This window comes from Actinoplanes solisilvae, assembly GCF_003999975.1.
Lineage (GTDB): Bacteria > Actinomycetota > Actinomycetes > Mycobacteriales > Micromonosporaceae > Actinoplanes > Actinoplanes solisilvae.
The window spans coordinates 1-16,546 of sequence record NZ_RJAC01000006.1; the positions used below are offsets into that span (position 1 = coordinate 1).

Below are 16,546 nucleotides of genomic sequence, written 5' to 3' on the forward strand. Positions count from 1 at the left end.
CGCCAAGCCCATGCCTTCTTCCAGCACCGCACCGACAGCCAGAACCTGACCACCGCCGCGCCCTGGACCTCACCCTGGCTGCCGCCGGGTTACGGACAAAACTTCTGGCCAGGCGCTTAGAAGGGCGGCGGCATCCGTGATCTGTTCGTGACCTGAACCCGCGAACCGGCCCGGGCGAGGCGGCATCACACCTGATGTAGAAGCAGCCGGGGCATCGGGGGAACATCATGAAGTTCAGCATCAAGTCGGTCGCGGTCGCCACGGTCGTCGTCGCCTGGGCGGCCCTGCTGCCGGCCCCGGCCCAGGCCGCCACCGCAGCCGGGCAGGCGCGGATCAGCCGTGACGGCGTCTTCTTCACCGCCGCCCGCGGCGCGGTCAACGACATCGTCCTCACCCGTTCGGGTCGCACGGTGACGATCGACGACCGGGTCGCGATCAAGGCGGGCGTCGGCTGTGTCGCCGTCCGCGGCGACAGCACCAAGGTGCGGTGCACCACGAACGTCGCTCTCGGCTACATCAGCGTGGACCTGGGGGACAAGAACGACCGGCTCCTCAACAAGACGTCCGCACGGGCGGCGGTCGACGGCGGCTCGGGCAACGACCGGCTCACCGGAGGCCCTGGCCGGGACGGCCTGCTCGGCGGCGTCGGCAACGACACGGTCAACGGCGGTGGCGGCAACGACATGCTCAGCGGCGGGTACGGCAACGACGTCCTCGACGGAGGCTCGGGCAACGACACTCTCGACGGCGGGTACGGCTCTGACGTGATGCGCGGTGGCCAAGGGAGTGACACCGTCTACTACGGCATCAGCCTCTACGCCGTCTCGGTGGACCTGGACGGCTCCCGAGGTGACGACGGCGCGCGCGGCGAGGGCGACACCGTCGGCGCCGACGTCGAGAACATCGAGGGCAGCGGCCAGAACGACCGGCTGATCGGCAACTCGACGCACAACCGGATCTACGGTGGCGGGGGCAACGACTACATCTCGGGCGGCGCGGGCCACGACATCCTGGTCGGACAGTCGGGCAACGACACGCTGCTCGGCGGGGCCGGTAACGACCACCTCGACGGTGAGCTCGAAGGCAGTCGCTACGTCAACCCGGCCGCGCGGGACAACCTCAACGGCGGCAGCAGCGCCGGGCGGGGCGACATCTGCGTGGCCGGCAAGAAGAGCAAGCTGACGAGCTGCGAGATCCGCCGCGTCTCCTGAGGCGCTCGCATCGGGCCGCCGGTCAGAGCCTCCCCTTCACAGAGGTCTTGCCGGCGGCCTTTCCGGCGTACATGCGGTCGGCCAGCGCGGGGAAAGCGTTGGCGGCCAGCACGGCGAAGCGGTATTTCGCGGGGACCATCACACGGCGACGGGGCCGGCGCAGCGCTTTCTCGACGGCGGCCGCGACGATCTCGGGGCCGGGCAGTCCCGGACGATTCGGGTTGGCGTCACCGGCGATGTAGCCGGGCTCGACGAGGGTGACACCGATTCCCGTGCCGGCGAGCTCACGGCGTACGGAATCGGTCATGCCCCGCAGGGCGAATTTCGTCGCCGAATAGACGCCGCTGATGCCGACCTCGCCGGCGATCGAGCCGACATTGACGATCGCGCCCGAATTCTGGGCCCGCATCACCGGCACCACGGCACGCATCAGACGGATCGGGGCCAGCAGATTCACCTGGATCATGCCCTCGATCGCGTCGTCGTCGGCCAGGACCGAGGCCACTCCGCCGACTCCGGCGTTGTTCACCAGCCCGTCGAGGCGGCCGGTCAAGGCGACCGCTCGCGACACCAGCGCCTCGATGGCGGCCGGGTCACGAACGTCGGTCGGCACCGCGACCGCACCCGGCAATTCGGCCGCGATCGCCTCGAGTTTCTCAGCGCGCCGAGCGGCCAGCACGACCGTGACCCCGTTGCGAGCGAGCCGTTCCGCCGTGACACGGCCGATTCCGCTCGACGCGCCCGTCACGATTACCACCGGCATGACTCACTCCGATCCGAGAAAACGGCGCCCCCGGGCCCGGCGGCGCCGTCATTCCTGCGGATCAATCTATCGCTTGCTGTGGTACGCCTCCACGATGTGGCTCGGGATGCGACCGCGCTCGGAGACCTCGTAGCCGTTCTTGTTGGCCCACTCGCGAATCGCCTGGTTCTGGTCGCGGCTCGCGCGGCCGGTGCTCGCCGGGGCGGAGCGCCGGGTGGGCGAGGCCACCGCGGTGCGGCCGACGCGGGTCGCGGCATTCAGGAAGGGGTCGAGCGCCTTACGCAACTTTCCGGCGTTCTTCTCGGACAGGTCGATCGTGTAGTTCACACCGTCCAGTCCGAACTCGACGGTGCGGTCGGCCTCTCCGCCGTCGATGTCGTCGGTCAGAAGGGTTATTACCTGCTTGGCCATGGTGTGCCCCGCTCCTGTAACGAAGTCATTTGAACCACGACTATGCGCCGTGAATGTCGATACCGGTTTCATTCTGTCTCGCGATAAGTCTCAGTGCAAATTGCCCCCTTCCGCATGTCGCAATTCTGCCCGTCTAACACCGGTCAGGTGGGCCGTTCCGGCGGGCTACCTCTCGGTAGCCGAGCGACTCTTTTCATGTTCGTGAATGTCCTGTAACGTGTTCTGGGAGCGCTCCCAAACTGCCTGTCCCCACGGGATCCCCCACTCCTGGAGCTGAAGATGAGACGTCTCCTCCACGCCGGACTCGCCGCCGGGCTGCTGGCCACCGCCGCCCTGGCCGCCCTCGTCACCGCCGGTCCGGCCGCCGCCGACGCCGAGATCTGCGAGCAGTACGGCACGGCCACGATCGGCGGCCGCTACGTCGTGATGAACAACCGCTGGGGCACCTCGGCCCAGCAGTGCATCAACGTGACCAGCACCGGGTTCGCCATCACCAGCCAGCAAGGCGTCGGCAGCACCAGCGGCCCTCCGGTGTCCTACCCGGCCGTCTACCTCGGCTGTCACTACAGCCGCTGCTCGCCCGGCACCAACCTGCCGATCCGGGTCAGCGACATCGCGAACGCGACCAGCAGCATCAACTACCAGTACGTCTCGGGGGCGACCTACAACGCCTCGTACGACATCTGGCTCGACCCAGCACCGAAAACCGACGGGGTCAGCCAGCAGGAGATCATGATCTGGTTCAACCGCCAGGGCTCGATCCAGCCGATCGGCTCGGTGGTGGGGAATGCCACGATCGGCGGGCGTACGTGGCAGGTGTGGCAGGGCAGCAACGGCGCGAACGCCGTCGTGTCCTACGTGGCCCCCTCGGCGATCACGAGTTGGAGCTTCAGCGTCCTCGACTTCATCCGGGACGTGCAAAATCGCGGCGCCATCACCAGCGGTTGGTATTTGACAAGCATTCAGGCGGGATTCGAGCCGTGGATCGGCGGCGCCGGCTTGGCCGTGACTGATTTCTCGGCGCAGGTCAACGGTAACGGCGGCACTCCGAGTAATCCCACGACTCCGCCGCCGGGCGGCACGGCGTCGTGCCGCGTCACCTACGCCACCAACACCTGGAATACCGGCTTCACCGCCAATGTGACAGTGGCGAATACCGGATCGACACCCGTGAACGGATGGCAGCTCGCCTTCACCCTGCCCTCCGGCCAGTCGATCACCAGTTCGTGGAACGCCGCATTGACCGGATCAAGCGGCGCCGTGACCGCCCGCAACATCACGTGGAACGGCACGATTCCGCCCGGCGGCAGCACGTCGTTCGGTTTCCAAGCCAACCACACCGGATCAACCGCATCACCGTCCGTTTTCACCCTGAACGGCGCTCGCTGCGCCGTATAACGGCCCCGAACCCGAGCCGCCCTGTCGCCGATTCTCCGACGCCGGGGCGGCTCGTCCCATTCCGCGCGCCGAAAGAATCCACCCGGCAACCTGTTTCGGATCGCACGGCGAGATCGCGGGGCCGGTTCGCCGGGGCCGGTTCGCGGGGCCGGTTCGCGGGGACAGTAGGAGTGCGGTCAGAGGATTCGGGCTCGGTGGTCTCGGGTGATGCCGTGCAGATCGCAGCTGTGGCCGGGCTTGCCGGGGCACAACACCCACAGCTCGGACGCGACCGCCTGGTAGAGGCGCCACGGGGACTCACCAGTGACGTCTTCGCGGTCGATCATGCGGCCACCGCGCGAGGGCGGCCCGGGATAGCGGGGCAGGATCTCGTCGAGCGAGCCGGCCGAGACCTCGCGAGCTTCACCCACCCCGTACACCGCCTGGCCGTGATAGGCGGGAACGGTGGAGTCGAAGACTGTGAGGCTCACGTCGGGGCGGGCCGTCAGGTTGCGGGAGTGGTCGGCGTCGGCGGCCGAGAGCCAGTAGAACTCCCACGGCGGCGACCACGAGAAGTAGACCGGTGTGGTCCACGGCCGTCCGTGGCGGGTGACCGTGCCGAGGGTCAGGTAGCGGTTGGTGTCGAGGAGCTCCCGGGCATGCGCGGCGAGGCTCTCGTGCGGCTGATCGGGATCCGTCATGCCGGCCAGAGTACGAGGAAAAACGCCGTCGGCAAGCGAGACGACCGCGTCCTGTGGACAACGCCGGCGGACCCCGCCAGGGCCTGTGGACAACGCCGACGCCTGGCCGGATCCCGTGCGAAAGTGGGCGCCGGAAGCTGCTCGATGGGAGGAGGATCAATGAGTGGGCAGGCGAAGGGCGCCGGGCGCGGCGGCGGGAACAGCCGGGGACACCGGGGCGATCGGGGACAACCGCGCGTAGCCCGACGACGGGCTGGGGCGCGGGTCGGGTTCGCCCTTGTTGGGCCAGAGGGCGACCGCGCGTTCGGCCAGGGCCGTGATCGTCAGGGAGGGGTTCACGCCGAGGTTGGCGGGAACGGCCGAGCCGTCGATGACGTGCAGACCCTCGTATCCGAAAACGCGGTGATAGGCGTCGATCACGCCGGTGTCCGGGGAGGCGCCGATGGTCGCGCCGCCGAGAATGTGCGCGGTCATCGGAATGTCGAAGATGTCGCCGACCGTGCCGCCCGGGTGGCCGCCGATCCGTGTGGCGATGCGCCGCACCGCGTCGTGCCCGACCGGGATCCACGTCGGATTGGGCGCGCCGTGCCCGGGTCCGGTCGTCAGCCGTCCGCGGCGGGTGCGGCGCACGGTGAGCGAGTTGTCGGCCGTCTGCATGACGAGCGCGATGATCGAGCGTTCGCTCCACCGCCGCACCGACAGAGAGCGGAGCAGCACGTACGGGTGCCGCAGCGCCTGCCCCAGGAATCGCAGGGGCCGGGGGATCCGCCCGCCGCCGTCCACGAGCAGCGTCGACAGCAGCCCCATCGCGTTGCTGCCCGGTCCGTAGCGCACCGGTTCGATGTGGGTCGTCGGGTCCGGGTGGAACGACGACGTGATCGCCACCCCCTTCGAGAACGGCTCGGCCGGCACCGAGCCGGCCTGCGCCCCCAGCAGCGCCTCCGAGTTTGTGCGGGTCAGCGCCCCGAGCCGCGACGACAACCGTGGCAGCACTGCGGTGTCGCGCATCTTGTGCAGCAGCGACTGCGTCCCGAGCGCCCCGGCGGCCAGAATGACGTCGCGTGCGGTGAACGATCCCCGAGACGTCTCGACGGTCCAGCCCTGATCCGACGGCCGCAGCGACAACACCGTTGTGGAGGGATGCACCACCGCTCCCGCGCGCTCGGCCAGATACAGATAGTTCACGTCGAGCCGGTTCTTGGCCCCCACCTTGCAGCCGATCATGCAGTTGCCGCACTCCGTGCAGCCCGTGCGCGGTGGCCCGGCGCCCCCGAAGTACGGGTCGGGCACCGTCTGGCCCGGCGCGCCGAAGAACACCCCTACGGGCGTACGCCGGAAGGTCGCCCCCACCCCCATCTCCTCGGCGACCTCACGGATCACGACGTCGGAGGGTGTCATGGTCGGCTGCTCGGTGACGCCCAGCATGCGCGACGCCTGGTCGTAGTAGGGCGACAGCTCGTCGGCCCAGTCGGTGATCCCGGCCCAGTGCCGGTCGGCGAAGAACGTGGCCGGCGGCCGGTAGAGCGTGTTCGCGTAGACCAGCGAACCGCCCCCGACCCCGGCTGCCGACAGCACGACGATGTCCTTGAGCAGCGTGATCCGCTGCATGCCGCGCAGCCCGAGGCGGGGCGCCCAGAGGAAGTTGCGCAGGTCCCACGACGTCTTCGGCAGCGTGGCCGGGGTGAAGCGCCGGCCCGCCTCGAGCACGCCGACCCGGTAGCCCTTCTCGGCCAGGCGCAGCGCGCTCACGCTGCCGCCGAAGCCACTGCCCACGATTACGACGTCGTAGTCCGCCACGGCCTCACTCTCGCATTACCCTCCGGTAACCAAAAGGGTTTTCAGGTGCCGTCCCGACGCCGCGTCCGCGAATGCCTGGGCCGCGTCGTCGAGATCGTGCGAGGCGGTGACCATGGCCGAGACGTCGACCCGGCCCGAGACGAGCAACTCCATCGCGGTCGTGAAGTCGTCCGGCAGATAGGTGGCGCTGCCCTGAATGCGCAGCTGGGCGTCCTGGATCAGCGGCAGCGAGATCGTCACGTCGGCCGGCGGCACCCCGATCACCACGACCGTGCCGCCCTTGGTCGCCATCCCGAGTGCCTGGTCGGTCGTCGACTGCGAAGCCACGCAGTCGAACACAACGTCGGCGCTTTCCCCGAGCGCGGCGCGAACGAGAGCGACCGCGTCGGCGTCGGTGGCATCGATCGCGGCGTCCGCCCCGAAGCTGAGCGCCCGTTCCCGCGACGCCGCCGACCGCGCGGTCATCACCACCTGCCGCGCTCCGAAGGCCCGCGCGACCTGCAACGTCAGAATCCCGATCGTGCCCGCCCCGAGAATCGCCACGGCTTTGTCCCGTACGCCGTCGGCCAGCCCGACGGCGTGCACCGGAGTCCCCAGCGGTTCGATGAACGCCGCGGCCCGCCAGTCGAGCTCGTCCGGGATCACGTGCAGCCGACGCTGATCGATCGTGAACAGATCGGCCATGCCGCCCTGGTCGTGCGCGCACCCGAAGAACCGCAGCCGTTCGCAGATGTTCTGCCGCCCGGCCAGGCACTGCTTGCACTCCCAGCACGGCAGGAACGGCTCGAGCGTGACCCGCTGCCCCACCACGACCGCGGTCACCGCCGCCCCGATCGCCTCTACCGTGCCGCACACCTCGTGCCCCGGCGCGTACGGCAGCTCGATGAACGGATGCAGCCCGGCCAGCGCGTGCGTGTCCGACCCGCAGCCCCCGGCCACCGCCGTGCGCACCAGCACCTCACCCGGCCCCGGCCGCGGCACCTCCGCCGAGACCACCGCGACCCCGTCCTCAGAAACGATCACTCGACGCATGCGCAGACCCTAGACCGCGTACGCCCGAAAGGGTCATGCTGCGGTGATGGTGTCCTATGCCTCGGGTGTCTCGGAACTGCCGCTGCTCGGAGAGACGATCGGTGCCAACCTGGAGCGCACGGTGGCGCGCTTCGGCGGCCGGGAAGCTCTGGTCGACGTGGCGGCCGGGCGTCGCTGGACCTATGCCGAGTTCGACGCCGACGTCGACCGGCTCGCGCGCGGGCTCCTGGCCCGGGGCATCGAGAAGGGCGACCGGGTCGGCATCTGGGCGCCGAACTGCGCCGAATGGGTGATCACGCAGTACGCGACGGCGAAGATCGGGGCGATCATGGTCAACGTCAATCCGGCGTATCGGACGCACGAGTTGAAGTACGTGGTCGAGCAGTCGGGGCTGAGCCTGCTGGTCAGCGCCGTCTCGTTCAAGACCAGCGACTACCGGGCCATGATCGACGAGATCGGGTTCGGCGCGACCGTCTACATCGGCGAGCCCAGCTTCCAGGCTCTCTTCGTCGAAGGCGACAAATCGGGCATCAGTGGGCGGGCGGAGGCGCTGGCGTTCGATGACCCGATCAACATCCAGTACACGTCGGGCACCACTGGCTTTCCCAAGGGCGCGACCCTCTCGCACCACAACATCCTCAACAACGGCTACTTCGTCGGGGAGCTGATCAACTACACGGAGCACGACCGGGTGTGCCTGCCCGTCCCGCTCTACCACTGCTTCGGCATGGTGATGGGCAACCTCGCGGCCACCTCGCACGGCGCCTGCGTCGTGCTGCCCGCCCCCGGCTTCGACCCGGCCGCCACCCTTGCCGCCGTCGGCGCCGAACGGGTCACGTCGCTCTACGGCGTCCCGACCATGTTCATCGCCGAGCTGGGCCTGCCCGACTTCGAGAGCTACGACCTGTCGAGCCTGCGCACCGGCATCATGGCCGGCTCGCCGTGCCCGGTCGAGGTGATGAAGCGCGTGGTCGCCGAGATGAACATGAACGAGGTCGCGATCTGCTACGGCATGACCGAGACCTCGCCGGTGTCGACGATGACCCGCCCCGACGACAACCTGGCCCGACGCACCGAGACCGTCGGCCGGGTCATGCCCCACCTGGAATCCAAGGTGATCGACCCCGACAGCGGCCGTCCCGTGCCGCACGGCGAGCCGGGGGAGCTGTGCACCCGCGGCTACTCGGTCATGCTCGGCTACTGGGACCAGCCGCAGGCGACGGCCGAGGCGATCGACGCGGCCCGCTGGATGCACACCGGCGATCTGGCCACGATGGACGAAGAGGGGTACGTGAACATCGTCGGCCGGATCAAGGACCTGGTGATCCGCGGCGGCGAGAACGTCTACCCGCGCGAGGTCGAGGAGTTCCTCTACACCCACCCCGACATCGCCGACGTGCAGGTCATCGGCGTCCCCGACCCGAAGTACGGCGAGGAGCTGATGGCCTGGGTCGTCCTGCGGCCCGAGGCGACCACGCTGACCGCCGACGACGTCCGCGCGTTCTGCGCCGGCAAGCTCAGCCACTTCAAGGTGCCGCGCTATGTGCACGTCGTCGATGGTTTCCCGATGACGGTCACCGGCAAGGTCCGCAAGGTCGAGATGCGCGAGAAAGCCGTCGGAATTCTCGGTCTCTAACGGATCGCGCTTTCGGCCAGCGTCCAGAGCCGGTCGGCGAGGACCGGGTCGACCGACCACTCGGCCACGCCGGCCATCACATCGGGACCGCCGGCCGGTGAGGTCGACCCCTCGAGGATTTCGGCCGGGGTGGACTGGGCGGTGAAAGGGGTGGTCAACATATCCCTGCTCGACGTGGCGCCCCGCCGGGAATTCAGCGTGGTGATCGACGCCTCAGCGGCGGTAGATGGTGATCGAGTAGCCGACCTGGTCGATCGGGGTGCTGGTGTCGAGCAGGGCCTTGAGGCCGTTGCGGGCCAGGGCGACCCGCGAATCGGAGACCACGAGCAGGCCGCGCACCTGGTCGGCCGGCACGGTCAGCGGGTTGCGGCCCCGGATGCCGTAGTAGCCGGGCACGCCCGAACCCTTGTAGACCAGCCAGATCGGCTCGCCCGGATATTTCGTGCGCAGGTGGGCGGCGAGCCGGGGCAGGTCCTGACCCCAGTCGACGTTCGAGTCGTGCAGGTTGTTGTGGGTGTTCGAGGTGCCCCCGAACGCCTCGTTCGAATAGGGCAGGTAGTAGGGGAAGGTCAGCAGCGAGCTCACGCCGACGAAGGCGACCAGCGCCGCGGTCGGGATCCAGGCCCAGCGCCACCGGACCAGCACGACCGTGCCCGCGACGATCGCGAGGAACATCGGTACGAAGATCACGTAGCGGGTGCCGTAGTCGCGTGAGCCGGTCATCGCCACCAGGGTCAGCAGGCCGGCCGGGGCGAGCAGGTAGAGCGCGGCGACCCACTTCTTGACCAGCACCGTGATCGTGCCGGCCAGCCAGAGCAGCAGCATCCCGAGCGGCGTCTTGATCAGCAACGCGATCGGCAGGTAATACCACTTCGCGCCGCGGTAGGCCTCGCCGAGCAGGAAACCGTTGAACGTACGCGACTCGAACTCGAACTGGATCAGCACGCCGTCCTTGTAGGCCGGCGGGAACGGCAGCAGGTCGACGGCGAGCCCGCGCAGGCCGCCCGGGTGCGGCAGGGTCGCCGGGGTGGTCCAGCGCAGCCGCGGGTCGACGGCGAGATACACGATCCAGACCACGGCAACCGCGATCACCCCCACCCCGATGGCCCCGAGCACACGTACGAGCCACCGGCGCCAACGGTCACCGGGGGCGGGCACCCAGAGGGCCAGGAGCAGAGTCAGGGGTACGGCGGCCAGCATGTTCATGCGGGTCGCCAGCGCGGCGCCCAGCGCCAGACCGGCCAGCGGAAGATAGAGCCGTGGCCTTCCCCGGGCGCGCCACAGCATCCAGAACGTGACCAGGATGAACCCGGCCGCGGGGACGTCGAGGGTGGCCAGCGAGCCGTGCGCGATCAGGTCAGGTGAGAAGGCGTACAGGGCCAGGGCGACCAGACCCGCCCAGGGGCCCGCTATGTCGCGCGCGAAGAACAGCACGACCAGCCCGAACAGCAGCGTGAGCAGGATGATCGGCAGCCGGGCGGCCAGCATCAGGTCGAACGGGTTGTTGCCGCTCTCGTAGAGCAGATGACGCCCCAGGAACGTCTGGTCGACCCGCTGCGGCGCGTCGAGTCTCGCGTCGGTGAAGGCCAGCCCGGCCGCCATGACCAGCTTGGCCAGCGGCGGATGCTCGGGGTTGTAGACCAGGCTGTGCTGCTGGACGTAGACCTCGGCCGTCGCCACGTAGACCGGCTCGTCGATCGTCGGCGACTGCTGCACGGCGGTGGTGACCATCGCGAACGCCATCTGCGTCAGCAACAGCACCACGGCGAGGGGGAAGAGCAGGCGCCGTCGGAGCATCGCGCCAATCTATCCGGAGAACTCACCCGGTGGCGTTTCGGACACGTTTGCGTGCTTCTCGAGCTCGGCCGCGCGCAGCTCGACGCGGCGGATCTTGCCGGAGATGGTCTTGGGGAGCTCGGCGAACTCGAGGCGGCGGATCCTGGCGTACGGCGGCATGTGCTCACGGGCGTACGCGAAGAGGGCCTCGGCGGTCGTGGCGTCGGCGGCCCAGCCCTCGGCCAGCACGACGTAGGCCTTGGGCACGGCCAGGCGAAGCTCGTCGGGGGAGGGGACGACCGCGGCCTCGACCACCGCCTCGTGCTCGATCAGCACGCTCTCCAGCTCGAACGGGGAGATGCGATAGTCCGACGCCTTGAACACGTCGTCGGTGCGACCCACGTACGTGATGTAGCCGTCTTTGTCGCGGGAAGCCACGTCGCCGGTGTGGTAGTAGCCATCGGCCATGCGCTCGGCCGTCAGCTCGTCGTCGCCGTGGTAGCTGACCATCAGCCCCAGCGGCCGCGGGTCGAGCGCCACGCAGATCTCGCCCTCGTCGGCCTCCTCGCCGGTGCCCGGGTCGATCAGCGCGATGCGATAGCCCGGCACGGGCCGCCCCATCGACCCCGGTTTGACCGGCTGACCGGGCGTGTTGGCGATCTGCACGGTCGTCTCGGTCTGGCCGAACCCGTCGCGGATCGTCACGCCCCATGCTTTGTTGACCCGGTCGATGACCTCGGGATTCAGCGGCTCGCCGGCCCCCACCACCAGGCGCGGCGGCGTCGCCAGGGCGGACAGGTCGCTCTGGATCAGCATGCGCCACACCGTCGGCGGCGCGCAGAAGCTGGTCACTTCGCAGCGCTGCATCTCAGCCAGCAGCCGGGCCGGGTCGAACCGGCTGTAGTTGTGGATGAAGACGCAGGCCTGCGCGTTCCACGGCGCGAAGACGTTGCTCCACGCGTGCTTGGCCCAGCCCGGCGACGAGATGTTGAGGTGCACGTCCCCGGGCCTCAGACCGATCCAATACATGGTCGAGAGATGCCCCACCGGGTACGACGCGTGGGTGTGCTCGACCAGCTTGGGCCGCGCGGTCGTGCCCGAGGTGAAGTAGAGCAGCAGGGTGTCGCCGGCCCGGGTGACGCCGTCAGGAGCGAAATCGCCGGCCTCTTGATATGCCGCGCGGAAGTCGAGCCACCCGTCGACCGGCTCGCCCACCGCGATGCGCGTGACCTCGGCCGGCACCCGCTCGAACTTGCCGGCGGCCGTCGAAGCGGCGATCACGTGCTGGGCGCCGCCGCGCGCCACCCGCTCGGCGGAGTCGGCCGCGCCCAGCAGCGGCGTCGCCGGGATCAGCACGGCGCCCAGCTTCATGACGGCGAGGATCGTGTCCCACAGCTCGGCCTGGTTGCCCAGCATGACGACGACCCGGTCGCCCCGGCCCACACCCCGCGCGCGCAGCCACCCGGCCACCCGGTCGGACCGCTGCTTCATCTCGGCGAATGAGAACCGCTGCTCATCGCCGTTCTCCTCGACGATCCAGAGGGCGGGCGCGTCGTTGCCCTCGGCGATCACGTCGAACCAGTCGAGGGCCCAGTTGAACTCGCCGAGCTCGGGCCAGGCGAACCCCTGGACGGCCGCGTCGTAGTCGTCGCCGTGCTCCAGCAGGAAGTCACGTGCCGTCCGGAATGCCGCTGTGCTCATCTGCGCCTCCTCACGCCGACTCTAGTGTCCGCTCGTTACTTCAGGAGTGCGGTTACCAAGCGCGGACGGCCATAGTACTGTCCGTTTCATGGGCGATGATCGATCTCCTGGTGTGTCTACCCTGGACGCCCTCCACTACGACGACGAGGAGAAACCCGCCCGCGAGCTGACCGGCCGGGTCGGTCTGGCGGTCGCGATCGTCGCCTTCGCGGTCGCCCTGCTCGTGCTCTGGCAGGTGTTCCGGCCGCTCGCCCGGGGCAGCCAGTACTACCTGATCATCTTCCTGGCCGGGACGCTGCCGCTGGTCTTCCTGGCCTACCGGGCGCGCCTCGGCCGGGGCCGAGACTGCCCGACCGTGCCCGACTGGGCGCTCGCCGTCGCCGCCCTGCTCGTCTGCCTCTACCCGGTCAGCCCGTTCGGCGGCGGCTACGACGGCTTCCTCGACCGCCAGGGCCTGCTCGAACCGGCCGACATCGTCTTCGGCGCCGTGCTGCTGATCCTGGTCGTCGAGGCGTGCCGACGTACGACCGGGCTGGCTCTGCCGATCGTCTGCCTGGCCTTCCTCGCGTACGGGTACTACGGCGGGCTCCTGCCGCAGAGCTGGCCGATCGCCCACGCCGGACTCGACTTCGCGCAGATCGTGGACGCGCTCTACAACTCGGGCAGCGGGTTCTACGGCACACCGCTCGACGTCGCCGCGACGTACATCGTGCTGTTCACCATCTACGGCGCCGTGCTCGACCTCTCCGGAGCGAGCCGATTCTTCGTCGACCTCTCCGTGGCCGCCTTCCGCAAGTCGCGCAGCGCGGCGGGGCGTACGGCGGTCGCGGCCGGATTCCTGCTCGGTACGGTCTCGGGTTCGGGGACGGCGACCGCTGTGAGCGTCGGCGCGGTCACCTGGCCCATGCTGCGGCGCGCCGGATATCCGCCCGAGCAGGCGGGCGGCATGCTCGCGGCCGCCGGGGTCGGCGCGATCCTCTCGCCACCCACGCTCGGCGCCGCCGCCTTCATCGTCGCCGAATATCTCGACGTGTCCTACCTGACCGTCCTGGGCTGGGCGATGATCCCGACGGTCCTCTACTACCTCGGGATCCTGCTCGCGGTGGAGATCGACGTACGCCGGTTCCGGGTGCGCGGGCTCGAGGCGCCGCCGGTCAGCGCTTGGCGGCTGCTGGGGCGGTTCGGCTACCACTTCTCGTCGCTGATCCTGATCGTGGTGCTGCTGGCGCTGGGGCAGAGCGCGACCCGGGCCGTGGTCTACGCGACCGTGCTGGCCTTCGCGCTCTCGTTCCTCGACCGGCAGGCGTGGCTGACGCCGCGGCGGCTCTTCGGGGCTCTGAGCGCGGGGGTGCGCGGGGTCCTGCCGGTGGTCGCCGTGTGCGCGGCGGCGGGCATCATCACGGCGACGACGACCAAGACCGGGCTCGGGGCGCAACTCGCGTCGCTGCTCGTGCGCGGGGCGCAGGCCGTCACGTCGAACCCGACGGCCGTGCTCGCGCTGACGGTGATTCTGGCGGCGGTCGCGCTGGCGGTGCTCGGGCTTGCGGTGCCGGTCACGGCCAGCTTCATCATCGGCTGGGTCATCATCGGGCCGGCGCTGCTGGCCCTGGGGGTGCCGGCGCCGGCGGCGGCGATGTTCGTCTTCTACTACTCGGTGCTTTCCGAGGTGACGCCGCCAACGGCGCTGGCCGCGGTGGGGGCCAGCGCGATCACCGGCGGGCGCACGATTCCGACCATGTGGCAGGCCCTCAAATACGCGTTGCCGGCGTTCCTCGCGCCGATCGCGTTCGTGCTGACGCCGGCCGGGTCCTATCTGCTGGCTCGGGGGCCGTTCGTCGACATCGTCTGGGCGACAACGGCGGCCGTCGCCGGGATCGCGGCGCTGGCGATCGCTACCGGCGGGTGGGTGCTGGGGGTCGGGCGTGCCGGGGTTGGCAGCCGGGTGCTGGCCGGGCTTGCCGGTTTGCTGCTGCTCTATCTGGAGCCGCTGACGATCGCGGTCGGGGTTGGCTTGCTGGTGGTGGCGGCCGGTTGGGCTTTCGTCGACCGGCGCCGGGCGGAGCCTTCACCCCACGGGGTGGCGGTTGAAGATGGCGGCGGCGTGAGAACACCGACGGACGAGTCCGCGCCGTCCGGTCGTACTCCTGCGGTTTCTGGGTTTTCTGACGACATCACGCACACGGATGAACGGGGTTGACATGAGACGAATGGCCATTGCCGGGCTGACTCTCGCCCTGGCCGGAACGCTCACGGCCTGCGGCGGGCGGCAGGACGCGGCCACCACCGACGCGGGTGGGGACGTCACCTGCAAGGTCGCCAACGAGACACGGATCGGCATCGCCACCGGCAACGCGACCGGTGTCTACTTCGCACTCGGCAACGCCTACGCGGAACAGCTCGGCGCGACCGGTGGCAACGTCAAGGCCACCGCGTCCGAGACCGGTGCGTCCGTGCAGAACATCCAGCAGCTCGTCGCCGGCTCCTACGGCGTCGCGTTCTCGCTGGCCGACACCGCCGCCGACGCGATCAACGGCACCGGCAGCTTCGACAGCAAACAACCGATCGCCGCGCTGGCCCGCATCCACACGAACTACACCCAGGTGATCGTGCGCAAGGCGGCCGGCATCAAGGACGTCGCCGGCATGAAGGGCAAGCGCGTCTCGACCGGCTCACCGAAGTCGGGCACCGAGGTCATCGCGAACCGCCTGCTCACCGCGGCCGGCCTCGACCCGGCCAAGGACATCAGCGCCCAGAAGCTCGACCTCACCAAGACCGTCGACGGCATGAAGGACGGCTCGATCGACGCGCTCTTCTGGTCGGGCGGCCTGCCCACGCCCGGCATCACCGACCTGCTCACCACGTCGGCCGGCCAGGTCGAGTTCCTCGACATCACGCCGCTGCTCCCCGAACTACAGAAGATCAACCCGGTGTACGAGGCCGGCACCGTCCCCGCGGCCACCTACAAACTCGCGGCCGACGCCCCCACGATCGTCGTCCCGAACGTGCTGCTGGTGAAGGACGACCTGGACGCCAACGTCGCCTGCGTGCTGACCAAGGCCCTCTTCGACCGCAAACCCCAGCTCGTGCAGGCCAACGCGGCCGCCGAGCAGATCACCCTCGAACAGGCCCGCAAGACCGACCCCGTACCGCTGCACCGCGGCTCGGCCAAGGCCCTCGACGACCTGGGCGCCCCCAAATAACGACTGGACATCCCACCGGCGAGCGGGTCATCATGATCGCATGATGACCTTCTCCCGGAAGGGCGCGTGCGCCCTCGCGCTTTGATCGCGCCCGCGCGGGTTTCCACCGCGCTCCTGTGGTCCCAGGCCGTTGACATCCGCCGCGAATGGTTCGAGGTAGGCACAACTACCAAGCCGGCCGACCACGACACCACCGAAGAGGCGATCGCCTCGATCTATCACCGGCACGGCCGCCCGCGACCCGAGTTCATCCGGGTCCCGTCGCCCCGCGCCGCCATCCCATACCTCGAAGGCCTGCCCACCCACGAGGACCTGCGCGCCTGTCTGGGCTCGCGATCCACCGGCCGGCCACCGATCGCCAGCGACATCGCGGCCGGGCTGTCCCACCTCAGATCGGCCCTCGAGGACGACTACACCGAACCGCCGGCTTCACACCCCCCGCTCAAACGGCGCAAGGCCGAACCCTGGCCGGTCCTGCCACCTTCTGAAGCCCTGTCGTCGGGCCTCCCGTTCCGTGAACTGCTGACCCAGGGCGTACGCAATGCGCTGTTCCGAAGTTTGGCCGGCATCTACCTGCCGGTGCGGGCGGCGCTCTCACACGCGGTGGGCAGCGTCCCGGTCGGCTGGTACGGCCACCAGGACGCGTACTGGCTGGCCTACACCTCGGCGTTGCGTCGCCTGGGCCTGACCCCGTCGCGCCACGAGAACGAGTTCGAGCTGTGGTCAACCCTGACCCGCTCGGCCGGCTGGTGGTGGCCAGGGGAACGCCGCTGCGTCCTGGTCGACCGCCCGGTCATCCTGCGCACCGAGCCGGTCCCCGGCGCCTGGCACGAAGAAATCCGCCTCAACCACATCGAATACGCCGACGGCTGGTCGGTAAGTCCCTAGTACACCTCGGCACCCGTCGCGCAGCTTCACGCTGAGCGGCGGGTGTCGTTCTC

At 69.5% G+C, this 16,546-nt stretch carries 14 protein-coding genes and 1 pseudogene; 7 read left to right on the forward strand and 8 right to left on the reverse strand.

The window, feature by feature from the left end; translation table 11 throughout:
- Nucleotides 1-120 (forward strand): annotated as a pseudogene (locus EER30_RS49700) (IS630 family transposase); the annotation flags it as partial.
- A 107-nt stretch (nt 121-227) separates the two neighbouring features.
- Nucleotides 228-1,211 (forward strand): calcium-binding protein, encoded by a 984-nt coding sequence (locus EER30_RS17710; protein WP_127501594.1) that lies wholly within the window; start codon nt 228-230, stop codon nt 1,209-1,211.
- A 22-nt stretch (nt 1,212-1,233) separates the two neighbouring features.
- Here EER30_RS17710 and EER30_RS17715 read toward each other — a convergent pair whose 3' ends face one another.
- Both EER30_RS17715 and EER30_RS17720 read right to left on the reverse strand, forming a co-directional pair.
- Nucleotides 1,234-1,974, reverse strand: coding sequence for an SDR family NAD(P)-dependent oxidoreductase (locus EER30_RS17715; RefSeq protein WP_127501595.1), 741 nt, complete (start codon nt 1,972-1,974; stop codon nt 1,234-1,236).
- A 66-nt stretch (nt 1,975-2,040) separates the two neighbouring features.
- Nucleotides 2,041-2,385 (reverse strand): histone-like nucleoid-structuring protein Lsr2, encoded by a 345-nt coding sequence (locus tag EER30_RS17720; RefSeq protein WP_127501596.1) that lies wholly within the window; start codon nt 2,383-2,385, stop codon nt 2,041-2,043.
- A gap of 279 nt (nt 2,386-2,664) precedes the next feature.
- Here EER30_RS17720 and EER30_RS17725 point away from each other — a divergent pair, with 279 nt between their 5' ends.
- On the forward strand, nt 2,665-3,783 hold the full coding sequence (locus tag EER30_RS17725) for a glycoside hydrolase family 12 protein (RefSeq protein WP_127501597.1): 1,119 nt from the start codon (nt 2,665-2,667) through the stop codon (nt 3,781-3,783).
- A 176-nt stretch (nt 3,784-3,959) separates the two neighbouring features.
- Here EER30_RS17725 and EER30_RS17730 read toward each other — a convergent pair whose 3' ends face one another.
- The 3 genes from EER30_RS17730 to EER30_RS17740 form a co-directional block, all read right to left on the reverse strand.
- Entirely contained in the window at nt 3,960-4,463 is a 504-nt protein-coding gene (locus EER30_RS17730; RefSeq protein WP_127501598.1) for a pyridoxamine 5'-phosphate oxidase family protein, read from the reverse strand.
- 156 nt (nt 4,464-4,619) lie between these two features.
- Complete coding sequence (locus tag EER30_RS17735) at nt 4,620-6,260, reverse strand: GMC oxidoreductase (RefSeq protein WP_127501599.1); 1,641 nt, start codon at nt 6,258-6,260, stop codon at nt 4,620-4,622.
- A 15-nt stretch (nt 6,261-6,275) separates the two neighbouring features.
- The gene (locus EER30_RS17740; protein WP_127501600.1) at nt 6,276-7,292 is read right to left on the reverse strand and encodes a zinc-dependent alcohol dehydrogenase; all 1,017 of its coding nucleotides are present in this window, start codon (nt 7,290-7,292) and stop codon (nt 6,276-6,278) included.
- Nucleotides 7,293-7,338: 46 nt separating this feature from the next.
- On the opposite strand from EER30_RS17740, the gene EER30_RS17745 reads away from it, so the two are divergent.
- The gene (locus EER30_RS17745; RefSeq protein ID WP_127501601.1) at nt 7,339-8,928 is read left to right on the forward strand and encodes an AMP-binding protein; all 1,590 of its coding nucleotides are present in this window, start codon (nt 7,339-7,341) and stop codon (nt 8,926-8,928) included.
- On the opposite strand, the gene EER30_RS47935 is transcribed toward EER30_RS17745, so the two are convergent.
- Genes EER30_RS47935 through EER30_RS17760 form a run of 3 tightly spaced genes read right to left on the reverse strand, consistent with a single transcriptional unit; the run spans nt 8,925 to nt 12,405 of the window.
- Entirely contained in the window at nt 8,925-9,089 is a 165-nt protein-coding gene (locus EER30_RS47935; protein WP_205650277.1) for a hypothetical protein, read from the reverse strand. The two genes, EER30_RS17745 and EER30_RS47935, sit on opposite strands and share 4 nt — an antisense overlap.
- Before the next feature lie 52 nt (nt 9,090-9,141).
- The gene (locus EER30_RS17755) at nt 9,142-10,725 is read right to left on the reverse strand and encodes an ArnT family glycosyltransferase (protein WP_127501602.1); all 1,584 of its coding nucleotides are present in this window, start codon (nt 10,723-10,725) and stop codon (nt 9,142-9,144) included.
- A 9-nt stretch (nt 10,726-10,734) separates the two neighbouring features.
- Nucleotides 10,735-12,405, reverse strand: a complete 1,671-nt coding sequence (locus EER30_RS17760; protein WP_127501603.1) for an AMP-binding protein — start codon at nt 12,403-12,405, stop codon at nt 10,735-10,737.
- A 112-nt stretch (nt 12,406-12,517) separates the two neighbouring features.
- Here EER30_RS17760 and EER30_RS17765 point away from each other — a divergent pair, with 112 nt between their 5' ends.
- The 3 genes from EER30_RS17765 to EER30_RS17775 all read left to right on the forward strand — a co-directional run bounded on the left by EER30_RS17765 (nt 12,518) and on the right by EER30_RS17775 (nt 16,493).
- Nucleotides 12,518-14,602, forward strand: a complete 2,085-nt coding sequence (locus EER30_RS17765; RefSeq protein ID WP_240670093.1) for a TRAP transporter permease — start codon at nt 12,518-12,520, stop codon at nt 14,600-14,602.
- Nucleotide 14,603: 1 nt separating this feature from the next.
- Nucleotides 14,604-15,605 (forward strand): TAXI family TRAP transporter solute-binding subunit, encoded by a 1,002-nt coding sequence (locus EER30_RS17770; RefSeq protein WP_127501605.1) that lies wholly within the window; start codon nt 14,604-14,606, stop codon nt 15,603-15,605.
- A 66-nt stretch (nt 15,606-15,671) separates the two neighbouring features.
- Nucleotides 15,672-16,493 carry a hypothetical protein gene (locus EER30_RS17775; protein WP_127501606.1) on the forward strand — a complete coding sequence of 274 codons (822 nt, stop codon included), beginning with the start codon at nt 15,672-15,674 and terminating at the stop codon, nt 16,491-16,493.
- Nucleotides 16,494-16,546: the final 53 nt, after the last annotated feature.

Bases quoted from the DNA above. Each gene is read 5' to 3' on its own strand.
- EER30_RS17710 (WP_127501594.1), top strand. From the start codon at position 228: ATGAAGTTCAGCATCAAGTCGGTCGCGGTCGCCACGGTCGTCGTCGCC.
- EER30_RS17730 (WP_127501598.1), bottom strand. From the start codon at position 4,463: ATGACGGATCCCGATCAGCCGCACGAGAGCCTCGCCGCGCATGCCCGG.
- EER30_RS17725 (WP_127501597.1), top strand. From the start codon at position 2,665: ATGAGACGTCTCCTCCACGCCGGACTCGCCGCCGGGCTGCTGGCCACC.
- EER30_RS17770 (WP_127501605.1), top strand. From the start codon at position 14,604: ATGAGACGAATGGCCATTGCCGGGCTGACTCTCGCCCTGGCCGGAACG.
- EER30_RS17715 (WP_127501595.1), bottom strand. From the start codon at position 1,974: ATGCCGGTGGTAATCGTGACGGGCGCGTCGAGCGGAATCGGCCGTGTC.
- EER30_RS17745 (WP_127501601.1), top strand. From the start codon at position 7,339: ATGGTGTCCTATGCCTCGGGTGTCTCGGAACTGCCGCTGCTCGGAGAG.
- EER30_RS17740 (WP_127501600.1), bottom strand. From the start codon at position 7,292: ATGCGTCGAGTGATCGTTTCTGAGGACGGGGTCGCGGTGGTCTCGGCG.
- EER30_RS17720 (WP_127501596.1), bottom strand. From the start codon at position 2,385: ATGGCCAAGCAGGTAATAACCCTTCTGACCGACGACATCGACGGCGGA.
- EER30_RS17755 (WP_127501602.1), bottom strand. From the start codon at position 10,725: ATGCTCCGACGGCGCCTGCTCTTCCCCCTCGCCGTGGTGCTGTTGCTG.
- EER30_RS47935 (WP_205650277.1), bottom strand. From the start codon at position 9,089: ATGTTGACCACCCCTTTCACCGCCCAGTCCACCCCGGCCGAAATCCTC.
- EER30_RS17760 (WP_127501603.1), bottom strand. From the start codon at position 12,405: ATGAGCACAGCGGCATTCCGGACGGCACGTGACTTCCTGCTGGAGCAC.